The 18,400-nt window shown below is 73.3% G+C and carries 12 protein-coding genes; 4 read left to right on the top strand and 8 right to left on the bottom strand.

The window, feature by feature from the left end:
• Window positions 1-128 precede the first annotated feature (128 nt).
• The 3 genes from CK485_RS24535 to CK485_RS24525 all read left to right on the top strand — a co-directional run bounded on the left by CK485_RS24535 (window position 129) and on the right by CK485_RS24525 (window position 3,634).
• A complete protein-coding gene (locus CK485_RS24535; protein ID WP_109454007.1) occupies window positions 129-1,166 on the top strand; it encodes an acyl-CoA desaturase in 1,038 nt (345 codons plus the stop codon).
• 39 nt (window positions 1,167-1,205) lie between these two features.
• Window positions 1,206-2,774, top strand: coding sequence for an acetolactate synthase large subunit (locus CK485_RS24530; protein ID WP_109454006.1), 1,569 nt, complete (start codon window positions 1,206-1,208; stop codon window positions 2,772-2,774).
• Window positions 2,775-2,896: 122 nt separating this feature from the next.
• Entirely contained in the window at window positions 2,897-3,634 is a 738-nt protein-coding gene (locus CK485_RS24525) for a MerR family transcriptional regulator (RefSeq protein WP_109454005.1), read from the top strand.
• 424 nt (window positions 3,635-4,058) lie between these two features.
• Here CK485_RS24525 and CK485_RS24520 read toward each other — a convergent pair whose 3' ends face one another.
• The 5 genes from CK485_RS24520 to CK485_RS24500 form a co-directional block, all read right to left on the bottom strand.
• Entirely contained in the window at window positions 4,059-6,242 is a 2,184-nt protein-coding gene (locus CK485_RS24520) for a 3-hydroxyacyl-CoA dehydrogenase NAD-binding domain-containing protein (protein ID WP_109454004.1), read from the bottom strand.
• A gap of 86 nt (window positions 6,243-6,328) precedes the next feature.
• Entirely contained in the window at window positions 6,329-7,543 is a 1,215-nt protein-coding gene (locus CK485_RS24515; RefSeq protein ID WP_109454003.1) for an acetyl-CoA C-acetyltransferase, read from the bottom strand.
• Window positions 7,544-7,626: 83 nt separating this feature from the next.
• Window positions 7,627-8,769 carry an acyl-CoA dehydrogenase family protein gene (locus CK485_RS24510; RefSeq protein WP_109454002.1) on the bottom strand — a complete coding sequence of 381 codons (1,143 nt, stop codon included), beginning with the start codon at window positions 8,767-8,769 and terminating at the stop codon, window positions 7,627-7,629.
• A gap of 10 nt (window positions 8,770-8,779) precedes the next feature.
• On the bottom strand, window positions 8,780-9,952 hold the full coding sequence (locus CK485_RS24505) for a CaiB/BaiF CoA-transferase family protein (protein WP_109454001.1): 1,173 nt from the start codon (window positions 9,950-9,952) through the stop codon (window positions 8,780-8,782).
• A gap of 241 nt (window positions 9,953-10,193) precedes the next feature.
• On the bottom strand, window positions 10,194-12,650 hold the full coding sequence (locus CK485_RS24500; protein ID WP_199239494.1) for a Tex family protein: 2,457 nt from the start codon (window positions 12,648-12,650) through the stop codon (window positions 10,194-10,196).
• Between the two features lie 249 nt (window positions 12,651-12,899).
• On the opposite strand from CK485_RS24500, the gene CK485_RS24495 reads away from it, so the two are divergent.
• The gene (locus tag CK485_RS24495) at window positions 12,900-13,400 is read left to right on the top strand and encodes a VOC family protein (RefSeq protein WP_109453999.1); all 501 of its coding nucleotides are present in this window, start codon (window positions 12,900-12,902) and stop codon (window positions 13,398-13,400) included.
• Window positions 13,401-13,435: 35 nt separating this feature from the next.
• Here CK485_RS24495 and CK485_RS24490 read toward each other — a convergent pair whose 3' ends face one another.
• The 3 genes from CK485_RS24490 to CK485_RS24480 form a co-directional block, all read right to left on the bottom strand.
• Window positions 13,436-14,677: an amidohydrolase gene (locus tag CK485_RS24490; protein ID WP_109453998.1), complete on the bottom strand. Its 1,242-nt coding sequence runs from the start codon at window positions 14,675-14,677 to the stop codon at window positions 13,436-13,438.
• Between the two features lie 151 nt (window positions 14,678-14,828).
• Window positions 14,829-15,845 (bottom strand): 2-oxoglutarate and iron-dependent oxygenase domain-containing protein, encoded by a 1,017-nt coding sequence (locus CK485_RS24485; RefSeq protein ID WP_109453997.1) that lies wholly within the window; start codon window positions 15,843-15,845, stop codon window positions 14,829-14,831.
• Between the two features lie 397 nt (window positions 15,846-16,242).
• The gene (locus tag CK485_RS24480; protein WP_275124679.1) at window positions 16,243-18,195 is read right to left on the bottom strand and encodes a Xaa-Pro dipeptidyl-peptidase; all 1,953 of its coding nucleotides are present in this window, start codon (window positions 18,193-18,195) and stop codon (window positions 16,243-16,245) included.
• Window positions 18,196-18,400: the final 205 nt, after the last annotated feature.

The raw sequence follows: 18,400 nt of genomic DNA, 5'->3' as shown, positions 1-18,400 counted from the left end.
TCGGGCTCGGGTGGCCGCCCCCGGCATGGTCGGGGGCGGCCCGCATGGTCTGCGGGGGCGGCGCTTCATAGGTTCGGGGAGTCGGCTCCCGCCACTCGATGGGAGCGCCCTCACCACCTGGAGTCCTCATGCCTGTGGCCGGCCCGTCCCTCCTGGAAGCGGAAGCAGCGGCGGGGAGCGAGTTCGCCCCCTTGCTGCGGCAGGTCAGGGAACGCGGGCTGCTGCGGCGCAGACACGGGTACTACGTGTGGACGATCGGCGCCAACCTCCTTGCCGTCGCCGCCATATGGACCGGTGTACTGCTGTCGGGAGGGGCGTGGTGGGTGCTGCTGCTCGCCGTACCGATGGCGATCCTGAGCGGACGGACCGCGTTCGTCGGGCACGACGCGGGGCACCAGCAGATCAGCGCCAGCCGCGGGGTCAACCGCGCCCTCGGGCTGATCCACGGCGATCTGCTGCTCGGCATGGGATACGGGTGGTGGAACGACAAGCACAACCGGCACCACGCCAACCCCAACCACGTGGGCAAGGACCCGGACGTCGAGGTGGGCGCCCTGGTGTGGACGCGGGCTCAGGCGGTCGAACGCGAGGGATTCGCCCGCTTCTTGGCGAAGTACCAGGCGTGGCTGTTCTTTCCCATGCTGACCCTCGAAGGCGTCGCCCTGAAGATCGCGAGCGTGCGGGACCTGCGTCGGCTGCCGTCGCGGGAGCGGCGTGTGGAAGGCGCGTTGATGGCGGCGCACCTGGTGGTGTACGTGTCGTTGCTGCTGTCGGCGATGCCGGTGGGAACGGCGGTGGCGTTCGCGGCGCTGCACCACGCCTTGTTCGGGCTCCACCTCGGCTGCGCGTTCGCGCCCAACCACAAGGGCATGGAGATGCCGGAGGGCGGCGAGAAGTGGGGACACCTGCGGCGGCAGGTGCTCACCTCGCGCGACGTGCGCGGCGGACGGGTCACCGACTGGTTGCTCGGCGGCCTCAACTACCAGGTGGAGCACCACTTGTTCCCCAGCATGCCCCGCCCTCACCTGCGGCTCGCCCAGCCGCTGGTACGGGCGCACTGCGCGCGCCTCGGGGTGCCGTACACCGAGGCCGGCCCGCTGGAGTCGTACACGCAGGCGCTGGGTCACATGCACGCCGTCGGTGCCCCGCTGCGCCGCGCCAGGTAGCGTCGGGCGCGGCAGCCGGCCGACCGCAGGAGGGCCCAGATGAACGGTGCGCAGACCCTGATCCGCAGCCTCGCCCACGCCGGTGTGGAGGTGTGCTTCGGGAATCCCGGGACCTCGGAGATGCACTTCGTGGCCGCGCTGGACGAGGTGACGGGGATGCGGGCGGCGCTGTGCCTGTTCGAGGGGGTGGCGACAGGCGCGGCCGACGGGTACGGGCGGATGGCGGGCCGCCCCGCGGCGACCCTGCTGCACCTCGGCCCCGGACTCGGCAACGGCCTGGCCAACCTGCACAACGCCCGCCGCGCCCACACCCCGCTGGTGAACGTGGTCGGCGACCACGCCACCTACCACAAGCGGCTGGACGCGCCGCTGGAGTCGGACATCGACGCGGTCGCCGGGTCGGTCTCCGGCTGGCTGCGGCGCGCCACCGATCCGGGCGCGCTCGCGCGCGACGCCGTCGAGGCGGTACGGGCCGCGCGGCGCGCGCCGGGGCAGGTCGCGACGCTCGTCCTGCCCGCGGACATCTCGTGGTCCGAGGCCCCCGCGGCGCCGGCGCCCGCGTTGCTGCCGGTCGAGGCCGCGGTGGCGCCGGACGCGGTCGTGGAACGCGCGGCGGCGGCCCTGTCCGGTGGCGAACCGGCCGCCCTGCTGATCGGCGGCGCCGCGACGCGCGGTGACGGCCTGCGCGCGGCGGGCCGGATCGCGGCGGCGAGCGGGGCGCGGCTGCTGTGCGAGACGTTCCCGGCGCGGCTGGAACGCGGCGCGGGGGTGCCCGTCGTGGAACGGCTGGCCTACCTCGCGGAGATGGCGACCGGCCAGTTGGACGGCCTGCGCCACCTGGTGCTGGCGGGCGCCGCCTCCCCCGTCTCGTTCTTCGCCTACCCGGGGCTGCCGGGAGACCTGGTGCCGGACGGGTGCGAGGTGCACGTGCTCACGCGGGACGACGAGGACGTGGCCTCCGCACTGGCCCACCTGTCCGAACTCGTCGCCAACGAGCGGGAGTCGAAGGCGGTCACGCCCGTCGCCGCACGGCCCGCGGCGCCGGAGGGCGATGCGCCGCTGACTTCCGAGGCGGTCGCCTACGCGGTGGGCGCGCTGCTGCCGCAGGACGCGGTGGTGGTGGACGAGGCGAACACCTCCGGTCTGTGGCTGCCCGGCGCCACCGAGGGCGCGCCGCGGCACGACTGGCTGACGCTGACCGGCGGCGCGATCGGCCAAGGGCTGCCGGTGGCGACCGGCGCGGCGGTGGCCTGCCCGGGGCGGCGGGTCCTCTGCCTGGAGGCGGACGGCAGCGCGATGTACACGCTCCAGGCACTGTGGACGCAGGCGCGCGAGGGGCTGGACGTGACGACGGTGGTGTTCTCCAACCGTTCGTACGCGATCCTGGAGATGGAACTGCGCCGGGTGGGCGCGCAGGCGGCCGGGCCGCGCGCCCGCGACCTGCTGGACCTGTCCCGGCCGGACCTGGACTTCGTCTCCCTCGCCCGCGGCATGGGCGTCCCGGCCGAACGCGCGCGTACGGCGGGCGAGTTCACCGCGGCGCTGCGGCGCGCGCTGGCCGAGCCGGGTCCCGGCCTCGTCGAGGCGGTCGTGCCGTCGATCGGCTAGCGGCGCCGACCGCGCGTTCCCCGCCGTCGTGGAGGTTTCGCACGGCTGCTGAGACAGCAATACTGTTGCACCACGGGGCCGTACCCGCCCGGACCGCGACAGCAGGGAGCGAGGGCCGATCCATGACTCCGCCGCCGGGGCTCACCGTGGACGAGCTGGCAGCGCGCGCCGGGGTGACCGTGCGCACGGTGCGCTTCTACGGCACGAAGGGGCTGCTTCCGCCGCCGGTGCTGGGACCGCGCCGGGTCGGCCGGTACGGGCCGGAGCACCTGGCCCGGCTGGCGCTGATCGAGGAGTTGCAGCACCAGGGGCTCACCCTGGCCGCGATCGAACGCTACCTGGAGCAGCTTCCCGAGGGCATCACGGCGCACGACCTGGCGATCCACCGCGCGCTCGTCGCCTCCTGGCTGCCGGAGGACGTACGGGAGACGACCCGCGAGGAGCTGGAGCACCGGGCGGGGCGATCGCTGACCGAGCAGGACGTGCGGCGCCTCGCGGCGATGACGGTCCTGCGCCGCACCGACGACCCGGACGTCTTCGAGGTCGATCCGGCGATCCTGCACCTGGGGGTGCGGCTGCTGGACGTGCCGATCGCACTGGAGACGATCCTGGCCGCGCGGGAGGTCATGCTGGAGCATTCGCGGGCGGCGGCGCGGGAGTTGAGCAGGATGTTCCGCGACGAGGTGTGGGAGCCGGGGCGCGAGGCGGCGATGAGGTCGCTGTCGGCGCACATGCAGCCGCTGGTGGTGCAGGCGCTGGTGACGGCGTTCCAGCGGTCCCTGCGCGAGGAGGTGCAGGCGTGCTACGGGCCCCAGCGGGGGCCCGACGACGGCACGGCGGACTCCGGGGCGACGGCTTAGGCGTTCGCCACGATCGCCGTGACCGAGGGGGCGGGTGGGTGTTTGGCGCCGACGTGCCTGTCCTTTGCGGGGGTTGGGGCAAGGATCAGCGGGTTGCGCCGAGCACGGCACCGCCGGACCACACCGTCGGGGTCGCTCGCCGTCGCGGCGGATACTTCTGCTGCCGGCTCGACTGAACACCTGCCGCGGCACGCACAGCACCGCCGGACCACACCGTCGGGGTCGCTCGCCGTCGCGGCGGATACTTCTGCTGCCGGCTCGACTGAACACCTGCCGCGGCACGCACAGCACCGCCGGACCACACCGTCGAGGTCGCTCGCCGTCGCCGGCGGGGACTTCGTGGGCGGCTCGTCCGGACATCCGCTGCGGGAGCACGTTCGTCCAGGGCCCAGGGGCGGGGCCTTCGGCCCCGCCCCCTTACGCCTCACTCACCGTCGCGGAAGAACTCCCCCCGTTCCGCCTTCTCCAGCAGCAGCTTCGGCGGGGTGAAGCGGTCGCCGTAGGTCTCCTGCAGCTCGCGGGCGCGGGTCACGAAGCCCTGCGGGCCGCCCTCGTAGCCGTTGATGTACTGCAGGACGCCGCCGGTCCAGGCCGGGAAGCCGATGCCCAGGATCGAGCCGATGTTGGCGTCGGCCACCGACGTCAGGACGCCTTCCTCCAGGCAGCGGACGCTGTCCAGCGCCTCCGCGAAGAGCATCCGCTCCTTCATGTCCTCGAACGGTACCGTCGCCGCCTCACCGCCCGGTGACCCGAAGTGCTCGCGCAGGCCCGGCCACAGCCGCGTGCGCTTGCCGTCCTCGTAGTCGTAGAAGCCCGCGCCGCCGCTGCGCCCGGGGCGGTCGAACTCGTCGACCATGCGGTCGATGACCGCCTCGGCCGGGTGGGAGGCCCACGTGCCGCCCGCCTCCTCGACGGCGCGCCGCGTCTCGTTGCGGATCTTGCGCGGCAGCGTCAGCGTCAGTTCGTCCATCAGCGAGAGCACCTTGGCCGGGTATCCGGCCTGCGCGGCGGCCTGTTCGACGGAAGCGGGGTCGACGCCCTCGCCGACCATCGCGACGCCCTCGTTGATGAACTGGCCGATGACGCGGGAGGTGAAGAAGCCGCGGCTGTCGTTGACGACGATGGGCGTCTTGCGGATCTGGCGGACCAGGTCGAAGGCGCGGGCCAGTGCCGCGTCGCCGGTGCGTTCGCCCTTGATGATCTCGACCAGCGGCATCTTGTCGACCGGCGAGAAGAAGTGCAGGCCGACGAGGTCCTCAGGGCGTGCGACGCCTTCGGCCAGCAGGGTGATGGGGAGGGTGGAGGTGTTGGAGCACAGCAGGGCGTCGGGCGCGACGACGTCCTGGATCTCCTGGAAGACCTTGTGCTTCAGCTCCGGGTTCTCGAAGACCGCCTCGATCACCGCGTCGCAGCCCGCGAGGTCGCCCGCCTCGGCGGTGGGCGTGATGCGGGCGAGCGTCTCGTCGCGCCGGGCGGGCGTGGTGCGGCCCTTGGCGACCGCCTTGTCCAGCAGCCCGGCGGAGTACGCCTTGCCGCGCTCGGCCGCCTCCGCGGTGACGTCCTTGAGCACGACTTCGATGCCCGCGCGAGCGCACGAGTACGCGATGCCCGCGCCCATCATGCCCGCGCCGAGGACGGCCACCTTGCGCACGGTGCGCGGCTCCACGCCGTCGGGGCGGCTGGCACCGGAGTTGACGGCCTGGAGGTCGAAGAAGAACGCCTGGATCATGTTCTTCGAGGTGCGGCCGCAGGCCAGTTCGGTGAAGTAACGGGCCTCGATCACCTGGGCGTTGTCGAAGTCGACCTGCGAGCCCTCGACAGCGGCGGCCAGGATGTTGCGCGGCGCCGGGTAGGGGGCGCCGTTCAGCTGCTTCTTGAGGTTGGCGGGGAACGCGGGCAGGTTCGCGGCGAACTTGGGGCTGGCGGGGGTGCCGCCGGGGATGCGGTAGCCGTCCTCGTCCCAGGGCTGGCGGGCTTCGGGGTGGGCGTCGATGAAGGCGCGGGCGGCGGCGAGCATCTCCTCGCGGGTGGCGGCGACCTCGTGGACGAGACCGGCTTCCAGGGCGCGCTGCGGGTGGTACTGGGTGCCCTGGAGCAGCACCTTCAGCAGGGCGTCGGTGATGCCGAGCAGCCGCACCGTGCGCACCACGCCCCCGCCGCCTGGCAGCAGGCCGAGGGTGACCTCCGGCAGGCCGATCTTCGAGCCGGGGGCGTCGAGGGCCACGCGGTGGTGGCAGGCGAGGGCGATCTCGTAACCGCCGCCGAGCGCCGCGCCGTTGATGGCGGCGACCACGGGCTTGCCCAGGGTCTCCAGGCGGCGCAGCGAGCGCTTCATGCGCAGGCTGCCGGCGTACACCTCTTCGGCGGTCTCGGGGGTGGCGCGGATCAGGTCGCGCAGGTCGCCGCCGGCGAAGAAGGTCTTCTTGGCGGAGGTGACGATGACACCGCGCACGCTGTCGCGCTCGGCCTCCAGGCGGTCCACGGTCGCGTCGAGCGAGTCGCGGAAGGCGGCGTTCATGGTGTTGGCGGACTGGCCGGGGTCGTCGAGGACGAGGGTGACGACGCCGTCGGCGTCCTGTTCCCAGCGGATGGTGGTGGACTCGGTCATGGTGTTCGCGGCTCCGTGAGGGCTGGGCGGTCGGGGCGGTTTCGGGCGGTCGCGTCGGGGCGACCGGTGGCGTCGGACGTGGTCGCTCAGAGGCGTTCGACGACCGTGGCGATACCCATGCCGCCGCCGACGCAGAGCGTGGCGAGGCCGTAGCGCTTCTCGCGCCGCTCCAGTTCATCGATGAGGGTGCCGAGGATCATCGCGCCGGTGGCGCCCAGCGGGTGGCCCAGCGCGATGGCGCCGCCGTTGACGTTGACCTTGTCCAGGCTCAGGCCCAGGTCGCGGGCGAAGCGCAGGACGACCGCGGCGAACGCCTCGTTGATCTCGACCAGGTCGATGTCGTCGGGGGTCAGTCCGGCCTTGGCGAGCGCCTTGCGGGAGGCGGGGGCCGGGCCGGTGAGCATGATGGTGGGCTCGGAGCCGGAGACGGCGGCGGAGACGATGCGGGCGCGGGGGGTCAGGCCGTAGCGCTCACCGACCTCGCGGGAGCCGATGGCGACCAGCGCGGCGCCGTCCACGATGCCGGAGGAGTTGCCCGCGTGGTGGACGTGGTCGATCCGTTCCACCCAGTGGTACTTCTGGAGCGCCACGGCGTCGAAGCCGCCGAGTTCGCCGATGCCCGCGAAGGACGGCTTGAGGGCGGCGAGCGAGTCGGCGGTGGTGCCGGGGCGCAGGTGCTCGTCGTGGTCGAGGACGACGAGGCCGTTGCGGTCGGTGACGGGGACGACGGAGCGCGCGAACCGGCCGTCCTTCCAGGCCGCGGCGGCCCGTTCCTGGGACAGCGCCGCGTACTCGTCGACGTCGCGGCGGGTGAAGCCCTCGATGGTGGCGATCAGGTCGGCGCCGATGCCCTGGGGGACGAAGCCCACGTCGAAGTTGGTCATGGGGTCGGCGAACCAGGCGCCGCCGTCGGAGGCCATCGGCACCCGGGACATCGACTCCACGCCACCGGCGAGCACCAGGTCCTCCCAGCCCGAACGCACCTTGGCGGCGGCCAGGTTGACCGCTTCGAGGCCGGAGGCGCAGAAGCGGTTCTCCTGCACGCCGGCGACGCTGTCGGGCAGGCCCGCGGCGATCGCCGCGATCCGGGCGATGTCGGAGCCCTGGTCGCCGACCGGGCCGACCACGCCGAGCACGATGTCGTCGATGGCGGCCGGGTCCAGGCCGGGAAAGCGGCGGCGCACCTCGTGGATGAGGCCCACGACCAGGTCGATGGGCTTGGTGGCGTGCAACGAGCCGTTCGCCTTGCCGCGCCCGCGCGGGGTGCGGATCGCGTCGTACACATACGCTTCGGTGGTCACTTCGGTTGCCTCTCAAGGAAGGTGACGGCATATCAGGTGACATGGCGCCAGCACTGCTCTGTATGTGCTGTGTCGACGGGCCGTCAGTTCAGCAGCGAACGGCCGATGATCTCCTTCATGATCTCGGTGGTGCCTCCGTAGATCGTCTGGATGCGGCCGTCGAGGAACGCCTTGGCGACCGGGAACTCGGCCATGTAGCCGTATCCACCGTGCAGTTGAAGGCAGCGGTCCGCCACCCGCTTCTGCAGCTCCGTGGCCCACCACTTGGCCATCGAGGCGTCGACCGGGGTGAGCGCCCAGCGGTTGTGCTCGCTGACGCAACGGTCGACGAACGTCCGGGTGACCGCGCACTCGGTGGCCATCTCGGCGATCTCGAACCGCACGTGCTGGAGCCTGCCCAGCGGCCTGCCGAACGCCTCGCGTTCCCTGACGTACGCGGTGGTCAGCTCCAGCAGGTGCTCGGCGGCGGCGATGGCGGAGACGGCGATGGTCAGCCGTTCCTGCGCGAGGTTGGTCATCAGGTGGACGAACGCGCCGTCGAGGTCGCCGAGCAGGTTCTCCTTGGGCACCACCACGTCGTCGAAGAACAACTCGGCGGTGTCCTGCGCCTTCTGGCCGATCTTGTCGAGGTTGCGGCCCCGCTCGAAGCCGGGCGCGCCGCGTTCGACGACCAGCAGGCTCAGGCCCTTGGCACCGCCCTCGGGGGTGGTCCTCGCGACCACGACCACCAGGTCGGCGAGGATGCCGTTGGAGATGAAGGTCTTGGAACCGTTCAGCACCCAGTGGTCGCCGCGGTCGGTGGCGGTGGTGCGGATGCCCTGGAGGTCGGAGCCCGCGCCGGGTTCGGTCATGGCGATGGCGGTGACCGTCTCGCCGGAGCAGAATCCCGGCAGCCAGCGGCGCCTCTGCTCCTCGGTGGCCAGGTTCGTCAGGTACGGGCCGACGATGTCGTTGTGCAGGCCGATCGCGAGCCCCGAGGCGCCCGCCTTCGTGAACTCCTCGGCCAGCACGACCGGGTAGCGGAAGTCGGCGGTGCCCCCGCCGCCGTACTCCTCGGGCACCGCCAGGCCCAGCAGCCCCTGGCGTCCGGCGGCGAGCCAGGCGGAGCGGTCCACCACGCCCGCCTTCTCCCAGCGCTCGTGGTGCGGGACGACCTCCTTGGCCAGGAAGGTCCGCACCGTCTCGCGGAACGCCTCGTGCTCGTCGGTGAACAGGTCTCGCTGCATACCGGTGTCCTCAGGTGTCGGAGTCGGCGGTGCCGTTCGCGCTCGCCGCAGCCAGTCCCGGCAGGTCCCAGTCGCGGGCGACCTCGGCGGTGTGGGCGCCGGGCGGCGCGGGCGGCCTGCGCAGGGTCCCGGGGGTGGCGCTCAGCCGGGGCGCGGGCGCGGGCTGGGTCTCCCCCGCGACCTCGGTGAAGGTCCCCCGTGCGGCCAGATGCGGATGCCGGGCGGCCTCGCGCAGCGACAGCACCGGCGCCACGCACGCGTCACCGCCCTCGAAGACGGCCGTCCACTCGTCGCGGGTGCGGGTCCTGAAGCGGGCCGCGACGCGGTCGCGCAACTCGGCCCAGCGCGCGACGTCGTCGCGGCCGGGCACCTCGGCGCCGGCGTCGCCGTCCGCGTCCAGCCCCAGCAGGCGGCTGAACTCCTCGTAGAAACGCGGCTCCAGCGCGCCGACCGCCATGTACCCGCCGTCCGCCGTCTCGTAGACGCCGTAGAAGGGCGCGCCTCCGTCCAGCAGGTTGACGCCGCGCCGGTCCTGCCAGACACCCGCGCCTAGCATGCCCCAGATCATGGCGCCCAGGTGGGCCACGCCGTCCACGATCGCGGCGTCCACGACCTGGCCCCGGCCGCCGGCGCGGGCGTGGTGCAGCGCGGCCAGGACGCCCACGACGAGGTAGAGCGCGCCGCCCGCGTAGTCGCCGAGCAGGTTGGCGGGGATCGCGGGCGGGCCGTCGGGCGGGCCGATCATGCCGAGGGTTCCGGCGGTGGCGAGGTAGCCGATGTCGTGCCCGGCGGCCGAGGCGAGCGGGCCGTCCTGGCCCCAGCCGGTCATCCGGCCGTAGACCAGCGCGGGGTTGCGGTCCAGGCAGGCGTCGGGGCCGACGCCGAGGCGTTCGGCGACGCCGGGGCGCCAGCCCTCCAGCAGCACGTCGGCGCGGGCGGCGAGGTCCAGCACGAGCCCGGGGCCTTCCGCGGACTTGAGGTCCACCACGACGGAGCGCTTGTTGCGGTTGGTCACGTCGTGCTCGGGGTCGATGCCGAGCGCGGGCCCGCCGGGCCGGTCCACCCGCACCACGTCCGCGCCCAGGTCGCCGAGGAGCATCGCGGCGAACGGGCCGGGGCCGATCCCGGCGAGTTCCACGACGCGTACTCCCGCGAGCGGACCGGGCGGACGCTGCTGCTCCATGGGCGGACTCCCTCGTCGCCTCGCGGTCCACGGGCCGAAGTCACTGTGACAGTAACGATGTAACAGCGACGATGCTAGGAAGTGCCGGGGCGGCGCGCAAGGCTTTCGTACTCACCAGTACACCGCGGTACGGGCGGCAGTGCCGCGTTCCGGACACTGGAGGAACGACGCGGGGAAGGCACACGTGGGGGCCGAAGCGTTCGCCCCGGCCCCCGTGCGGTTCGGCATCGCGCGGCATGTGTCAGCGCCGGCCGCGGCCCGGGCCCCCGTCGCCGCCGACCAGGCCCGCGCGGCGCAGGGCGTCGGCCAGCGCGCCGTTGCCCCCGCCGTCGCCGCCGGCCGGCCGGGCCGGGCGCCCGCCGCGGCTCTGGCGCGGCGGGGTGTCGCGGCGGCGGCCGGCACCCTGCCCACCGCCCTGGCGGTCGTTCGCCCCTCCCTTGCCGCCGCCCTGGCGGCCGCCTCGGTCACCCCGGTCGCCGCGGCGCTCCGGCGCGTCGTCGTCCAGCCGCAGGGTGAGGGCGATGCGCTTGCGCGGGATGTCGACGTCCAGCACCTTCACACGCACCACGTCACCCGGCTTGACCACGTCGCGCGGGTCCTTGACGAAGGTCTTCGACATCGCGGAGACGTGGACCAGGCCGTCCTGGTGGACGCCGACGTCCACGAAGGCGCCGAACGCGGCGACGTTGGTGACCGTGCCCTCCAGCAGCATGCCGGGCACGAGGTCCTTCAGCTCCTCGACGCCCTCCTTGAACGTGGCCGTCCTGAACGCGGGGCGCGGGTCGCGCCCCGGCTTCTCCAGCTCGCCCAGGATGTCGGTGACGGTCGGCACGCCGAAGGTCTCGTCCGCGAAGTCCTGCGGCTTCAACCCGCGCAACGTCGCGCTGTCGCCGATGAGTCGCTCGATGTCGCCGCCGGTCGCCTTCACGATGCGGCGCACCACGGGGTACGCCTCGGGGTGCACGCTGGAGGCGTCCAGCGGGTCGTCGCCGCCGGTGATGCGCAGGAAGCCCGCGCACTGCTCGAACGCCTTGGGCCCGAGCCGCGCGACGTCCTTGAGCCCCTTGCGGCTGCGGAACGGGCCGTTGTCGTCGCGGTGGCGCACGATGTTGTCGGCGAGGGTGGCGGTGATGCCCGAGACCCTGCGCAGCAGCGGCGCGGACGCGGTGTTGAGGTCCACGCCGACGCCGTTGACGCAGTCCTCGACGACCGCGTCGAGCGAGCGCGACAGCTTGGACTCGGACAGGTCGTGCTGGTACTGGCCGACGCCGATGGACTTCGGGTCGATCTTGACCAGTTCGGCCAGCGGGTCCTGAAGGCGGCGGGCGATGGAGACCGCGCCGCGCAACGACACGTCCAGCTCGGGCAGTTCCTGCGAGGCGAACGCGGAGGCCGAGTAGACGGAGGCGCCGGCCTCGGAGACCACGACCTTGGTGAGGTTCAGCTCCGGATGGGCCTTGATCAGGTCGGCGGCGAGCTTGTCGGTCTCGCGGGAGGCGGTGCCGTTGCCGATGGCGATCAGTTCGACGGCGTGCTCGCGGCACAGCCCGGCGAGCGTGGCCAGTGACTCGTCCCAGCGCCGCTGCGGCACGTGCGGGTAGATGGTCGAGGTGGCGACGACCTTGCCGGTGCGGTCGGTCACGGCGGCCTTGACGCCGGTGCGGAAGCCCGGGTCGAGGCCGAGCGTGGCGCGGGCCCCCGCGGGCGCGGCGAGCAGCAGGTCGCGCAGGTTGGCGGCGAAGACGCGCACCGCCTCGTCCTCGGCGGCGGTGCGCAGCCGGGTGCGCAGGTCGATGCCGAGGTGGACGAGGATGCGGGTGCGCCAGGCCCAGCGGACGGTCTCGCGCAGCCAGGCGTCGGCGGGGCGGCCCCGGTCGGCGATGCCGTAGCGGGCGGCGATCGTCCGCTCGTAGCGCGTGGGGCCTTCCTGCGTGGGGTCGGCCTCGGGCTCCAGGGCGAGGTCGAGGACCTCCTCCTTCTCGCCGCGGAACATCGCCAGGATGCGGTGCGAGGGCAGCTTGGTGAACGGCTCGGCGAAGTCGAAGTAGTCGGAGAACTTCGCGCCCGCCTCCTCCTTGCCCTCGCGGACCCTGGCGGCCAGGCGGCCGTCCGACCACATGCGCTCGCGCAGTTCGCCGATGAGGTCGGCGTCCTCGCCGAAGCGCTCCACCAGGATCGCCCGGGCGCCCTCCAGCGCGGCGGCGGCGTCGGCGACCTCACCGGTGACGAACCCGGCCGCGGTCGCCGCCGGGTCGAGGCCCGGGTCGGCCAGCAGCCGGTCGGCGAGCGGTTCGAGCCCGGCCTCGCGGGCGATCTGCGCCTTGGTCCGCCGCTTGGGCTTGTAGGGCAGGTAGATGTCCTCCAGGCGGGCCTTGGAGTCGGCGGCGAGGATGCGGGCGCGCAGCTCGTCGTCCAGCTTGCCCTGGGCCTGTACGGACTCCAGGATCGCCGAGCGGCGCTCCTCCAGCTCCCGCAGGTAGCGCAGCCGCTCCTCCAGGGCGCGCAGCTGGGCGTCGTCCAGGGTGCCGGTGGCCTCCTTGCGGTAGCGGGCGATGAACGGGACGGTCGCACCGCCGTCCAGCAGCTCTACGGCCGCCCTCACCTGCCCTTCGCGTACGCCGAGTTCGTCGGCGATCCGCCGCCCGATGGCCTCGTTGGACCCACCGGTCCCGGTGGCGCTGTTCACAGCTGTCGTCACTGTCTCGATCCGCTTCGTCGCTGAGCTGGTCCTGGCATTCTGCCGCCGCGGCCCGGCGCTTGTCGCGCAGGCCCCGGGGGCGGCGCGCGGCGGGCCGCGAGCGGCGCGGGCCGGACGGCATGGCACCACCTCGGGGCGAATCTTGAACTTTCAAGCTTCGGGTGTACGGTGGAGTGGCGGGACCACCGCACACGGGGGACGGAGGGATCAGGCCGGACCCGGCCCGTCCCCAGCGAGGAGGAGGACGCCATGCCCGTACGCAGGCTCAACCACGCGGTGCTCTACATCCGCGACGTCCGGCGCGCCGTCGGGTTCTACACCGAGGTGCTCGGCTTCGAGGTGGCCCAGGAGATCCCGGGCCGTGCCGCCTTCCTCAGGGCGCCCGGCACCCTCAACGACCACGACCTCGGCCTGTTCGCGGTGGGCGACGACGCGCCGGGCCCGCGGCAAGGCGCGGTCGGTCTGTACCACCTTGCCTGGGAGGTCGGCACACTCGGCGAACTCACCGCGATCGGGCGGGAGTTGAGGGAGCGCGGGGCGCTGGTCGGCGCCACCGACCACGCGGTCTCCAAGTCGTTCTACGCCAAGGACCCCGACGGCAACGAGTTCGAGGTGATGTGGCGGGTGCCGCGCGAGGACTGGCCGTCGGCCGAGGGCGGCGGCGGGGTGCGGCCGCTTGACCTGACGGAGTCCGTGGAGCGCTGGGGCGCCGACCTCCTCACGGGGGCCGCGGCGGGCTCCGCGACCTGAGCCCGCCGTCGGACGTCAGCGGCGCGGCTTCCGACTCAGGCCAGCCAGGTGCGGGCCGCGGTGACCAGCGCCCGTACGCCTGTCGACAGCGTCGGTTCGATGACGGGGGCGAACTTCGGGGAGTGGTTCGACGGCACCTCGCTGTCGGCGGTGCCGCCGTTCGCCGCGGCGGCGAAGGCGGCCGGGTCCGCGCCGCCCAGCAGCCAGTAGCACAGCGGGGCGCCCGCCGCCGTGGCCAGCACGCCGACGTCCTCGCTGCCGCTGACCGGTCCGGGGGCGACCACCTGCGCGTCGCCGAACTCGGTGCGGAAGGCGTTCATCGTGCGATCGGTCGTCTCCGGGTCGTTGACCAGCACCGGGAAGGAGTCGACGACGGTGATCTCCGGGTCCTTCACCGCGCCGGACGCGGCGGCCTCGGCGTGCACGATCCGGCGCACGGCCTCCAGCACCCGCTCGCGCACCGGCGCGGTGTAGGAGCGGATGCTCAGGCCGAGTTCGGCGTCGTCCGGGATGACGTTCTCCTTGGTCCCGGCACGCAGCGAGCCGACCGTGAGCACCGCGGTGTCGGCCCCGGCGACCTCGCGGGCGACCACCGTCTGCAACCGCAGCACGGTCGCCGCGGCCATCACCACCGGGTCGATGGTGGTCTCCGGACGCGATCCGTGCCCGCCGCGGCCGAACATCCGCACCCGCAGCGCGTCCGCCGCCGCGAACGCCGGACCCGGGTGGGCGCCGACCCAGCCCGCGGGCATCGGGGCGACGTGCTGGCCGAGGACCACGTCGGGCTTGCCGACCCGCTCGAACAGGCCGTCGTCCACCATGGCCCGCGCGCCGCCGCCGATCTCCTCGGCGGGCTGGAAGAGCGCGATCAGCGTGCCGGACCACTCGGCGCGGTCCGCCGCGAGCCGTTCGGCGGCGCCGATGAGACAGGTGACGTGCACGTCGTGGCCGCAGGCGTGCATCACCGGGACCTCGTGGCCGTTCTCGTCGGTGCCGGTGACCTGGCTGGCGTACGGCAGGCCGGTGTCCTCGCGCACCGGCAACGCGTCCATGTCGGCGCGCAGCAGCACCGTCGGGCCTTCGCCGTTGCGCAGGACGGCGACGACGCCGGTGCGGCCGACGCCCCGGATCACCTCGAAACCGGCGGCCTCGGCGCGGTCGGCGGCGATGCCGGCCGTGCGGCTCTCGCGGAAGGACAGCTCCGGGTGGGCGTGCAGGTCCCGGTACAGCTCCTCAAGGGTCGTCGCGCCCACCGTGGCGTCCTGCTCGCTGCTCATCGCTACCTCACCTGTGTCGGCCTGTTCGCTCCGGCGGGCCCGAGGGGCTGCCCGAGACGGTGATCTCCAACATCCCCCATTCCGGGCTCCGGCGCGAGTGCCGGTCGGCGGCTGCGTTCACGAGGGGCCCGGCGGCGACGAGCGGTGGCGGCTACGCGGCGGCGGGTTCCAGCAGGGCCGCGTGGTGGCGGCGGGCGACCTGCGGGTGCGCGCGCAGCCAGCCCTTCAGCTCGTTGCGGCCGTACTCGGCGAACAACGGGTTGGCCGGGTCGCGCGTCGCACCGGGCGCGCGGTCCGCGTACGGGAACGGCACCTTCTCGATACGGGCGTCCAGCCGGGGGTTGTAGAAGAACGGCACGGAGAAGCGCTCCCGGGCGCCGGGCGGGCTGACGACGCGGTGGTTGGTCGCCTTCAGGTAGCCGTCCGTGGCGACTTCGAGGAGTTCGCCGAGGTTGACCACGAACGCGCCCGGCAGCGGCGGTACGTCGTGGAACCGCCCGTCGCCGCGCTCCACTTGGAGCCCGCCGACCTCGTCCTGGAGCAGCAGCGTCAGGAATCCGTAGTCCTTGTGGGCACCGACGCCCTGGTCGGCGCCGTCCGGCGCGCTGCCGGGGTAGCGCACCAGCTTCAGGTGCAGGTGGGGGTTGCCCGCGAAGGCGTCCGCGTAGAAGTCGGCGGGTGCGCCGATGGCCGTGAGCAGTTCGCGCAGCAGCCGGTCGGCGACCGCGCTCAGCTCTTCGATCCAGCCGAGGGCGACGCCGCGCAGCCGCGGCAGGGCGGCGGGCCACTGGTTGGGCCCCTCCAGCCACCAGTACGCGGGCTCGTCCGGGCCGGGGACGCGGGCGGGGCGTTCGGCGCCGATGTCGATCTGGTCGCGCCAGTCGCGGCTGCCGCCGGTGCGCTCGTCACCGACCCGGGTGTAGCCGCGGAAGTGCGGTGAGTCGAGGGTGGAGACGGCCAGGCGGTCGGCCTCGGGCAGGGCGAAGAACTCGCGCATGGTCCGGGTCAGGTCGGCGGTGCGCTCCGCGCTCACGCCGTGGCCGGTGAGCTGGAAGAAGCCCACCTCGTGGGCGGCGGTGTGCAGTTGGGCGTGGAGCCGTGCCCGGCCTTGCGGTCCGCGGTCGGCGGCGGACAGGTCGATGACGGGGAGCTGGTGGTCGTGTGTCATGGGTGGTGTCCCGCAGGGTGAGGTCCCGGCCGGGCCCGGCGGTGGCCGGGCGCGCCGCGCGCGGGCGCCGGGTGGGGCGCGGCCGCGGTGCCGGTGGTGGGTGAGGGAGTCGAGGTCAGCCGCTGCGGCGACAGGACATGCTCGTGACGCGGACGAAGTCCACGTGTCGACGGCGCACGAGCAGGAGCATGCGTGCAGGGTACTCGCGCCCCGGCCGCCGCGGCGGTGACGAACGTCACGGCGACGGGAGAGGGCCTGCCGGAACAAGGCGGCAGGACGCCGGGCGTACGAGGGGCAGCACGCGGTCGGCACGGACACGGGCAGCAGGCGGACGGCCCGCGCCCCACCAGGCGTCAGCCGTGGCGAAGGCGCGGGCCGTCGGGCCGTGCGCAGGAGGTCAGCGCAGGCGGACCGCCTGACCGGCCGGAAGCGCGCCCGCGGCCGAGCCGGTCAGCCCGGTGAGCGGGGCGCCCGCCGGGTGCCCGGCGTGACCGGAGCCCAGGGCGCGGCGCAGCTGGGAGACGCCGCCGACCAGCGGCAGGTTCGCGTGCGACGCCGACAGATCCAGCGTGATGGCCGGGGTCGACGGCGGGGCGACGATGAGCCCGTTGTCGGTGCCCGCGACGATCAGGGCGAGCCGGTGCCCGGCCGGGACGACGTGGTCGCTGGCGGCCAGCTGCACGGTGATGGTGTACGGCTTGCCCGGGGTGAGCGAGACGCCCTTGTCCAGCGAGGCGTAGTGCCCGAGGTCGGCCCAACCGCGGCTGAAGACGGTGTAGTCGACGTTCTCGGTGTCGGCCGCGGTGTCCAGGAAGCAGGCGCTGTCGCCCGGTGTGCTGTCACCCCAGCAGGAGCGGGTGGTCAGGGTGGTGATGCCCTCGCCGTCGTCCTCGTAGTTGCGGATGGTGGCCGGGCCGAGGTCCACCAGGACGGCCGACAGATGGGCGCTGGTGGTGGAGGACGTCGCGGTGAGCGTGACCGTTCCGCTGCCGGACAGCCGCAGGTCCTGCTTGAGCGGCCCGGTGGTGAAGGCGACCTTGTCCGAGGTGGCCTGGTCGACCTGCGAAGACCAGTCGTCCTCGCTCTGCTTCGGGTTGTCGGTGTACTTCTCGCTGCTGCCGGAGGCGGGCGGCGTGGTGCTCAGCCCGCCCAGTCCGTTGGTCGTCCCGGGGTCGAGGCTGAGCGGGGTCGTCGCGGTGCCGGACGGGGGCCACACCGCGTCGGTGGTCCAGTGGTCCGGGGTGCGTTCGATGTCGGCCATGGGCTGGTTCTGGATGCCGTTGTCGACGCCCATCAGGTAGTGGTCGAACCACTGGTGCAGGGTGTCGACCCAGGCGCTGCGGCGGTAGTCGAAGGGGTCGACGTGACCGGTCTGCGACAGCCAGATCTTGCGCTGCACGCCGTGCGCCGCGAGCGCGTCCCACCACTGGCCGAAGTTCTTGGTGCGGACGTTGAGGTCCTCGAGTCCCTGCGCGACGAAGACGCTCGCCTTGACCTTGGCGGCGTCGGCCACGTAGTCGCGCTGCTGCCAGGCCGATGTCCAGTCGCCGTCGCGCGGCGCCCCGTCGCGCAACGCCTGTTCCTCGGCGGAGCACTTGGACTGCGCCGCGGAGCTCTCCACCTCGGAGGCGAGTTCGTCGGGGCCGCCGTCGTAGAGGGCGGCACCCTGCGCGAAGTAGTAGTCGTACCAGGAGCTGATGCCGCTGATGTCGACGATGGTCTTCAGGCCGTCGACGCCGGTGGCCGCGACCCCGTTGGCGATCGTGCCGTCCCAGCTCTTGCCGATCATGCCGACCGATCCGTTGGCCCAACTCGCCTGCGCGGCGGTCGTTCCGGTTCTGGTCGTGTAGCCCTTCGCTCTGCCGTTGAGCCAGTCGACGACCGCCTTGGCGGAGGTGACGTCGGAGGGGCCGCCGACGTCGACGCAGCCGTCAGAACGGTTGGTGCCAGCCAGGTCGACCAGGACGACGGCGTAGCCGCGCGGGACGAAGTAGTTGTCGTAGTAGAGGGGGAACTGCACCGGGTTCCCGCTCTTGTCGTACGTCTTGAGCTGGTTCTCGTTGCCCCGGCCGCAGCACGAGTAGTACGGGCTCGCGTCCATGATGACCGGCACCTTCTGGCCCTTGGCCGCCAGCTCGCTCGGCCGGATGATGTCGGCGGCCACCCGGTCGGTCTTGCCGTCGCGGTCACCGTCGATGCCGGTGTCGACCCAGACGGACTGCCGGATGGCGCTGGAGTAGGAGTAGACGGGCTGGGTGCCCGTGTCCTTCGGTGCGGGGCGGCCGTGGGCCATGGCCGGGGCAGTGAAGACGGCCAGGAGGGCGGCTACGACGACCGCCACGACCGACAGGGAGTGTAGGGGGATGCGGGCTCTCCGCGCGTGTGACAGCACGGGCGGACGGTACCGCCTGACACTGCCATGACAGAAGCGTGCTTCCGGACAATGGTCGCGACGAGGTGTCCCGAAAAGCGGACGGCGGCGCGCGACGGACGGCGGGCGACCGGCCCGGGAGAACGGACGGCGGTCCGGCGGCCGCAGGCCGGGCACCCGCCCG

Source organism: Streptomyces sp. ICBB 8177, assembly GCF_003144095.1.
Lineage (GTDB): Bacteria > Actinomycetota > Actinomycetes > Streptomycetales > Streptomycetaceae > Streptantibioticus_D.
Note: the sequence above shows the minus strand (reverse complement) of the source record. Positions and strands in the feature narration are given on the sequence as shown.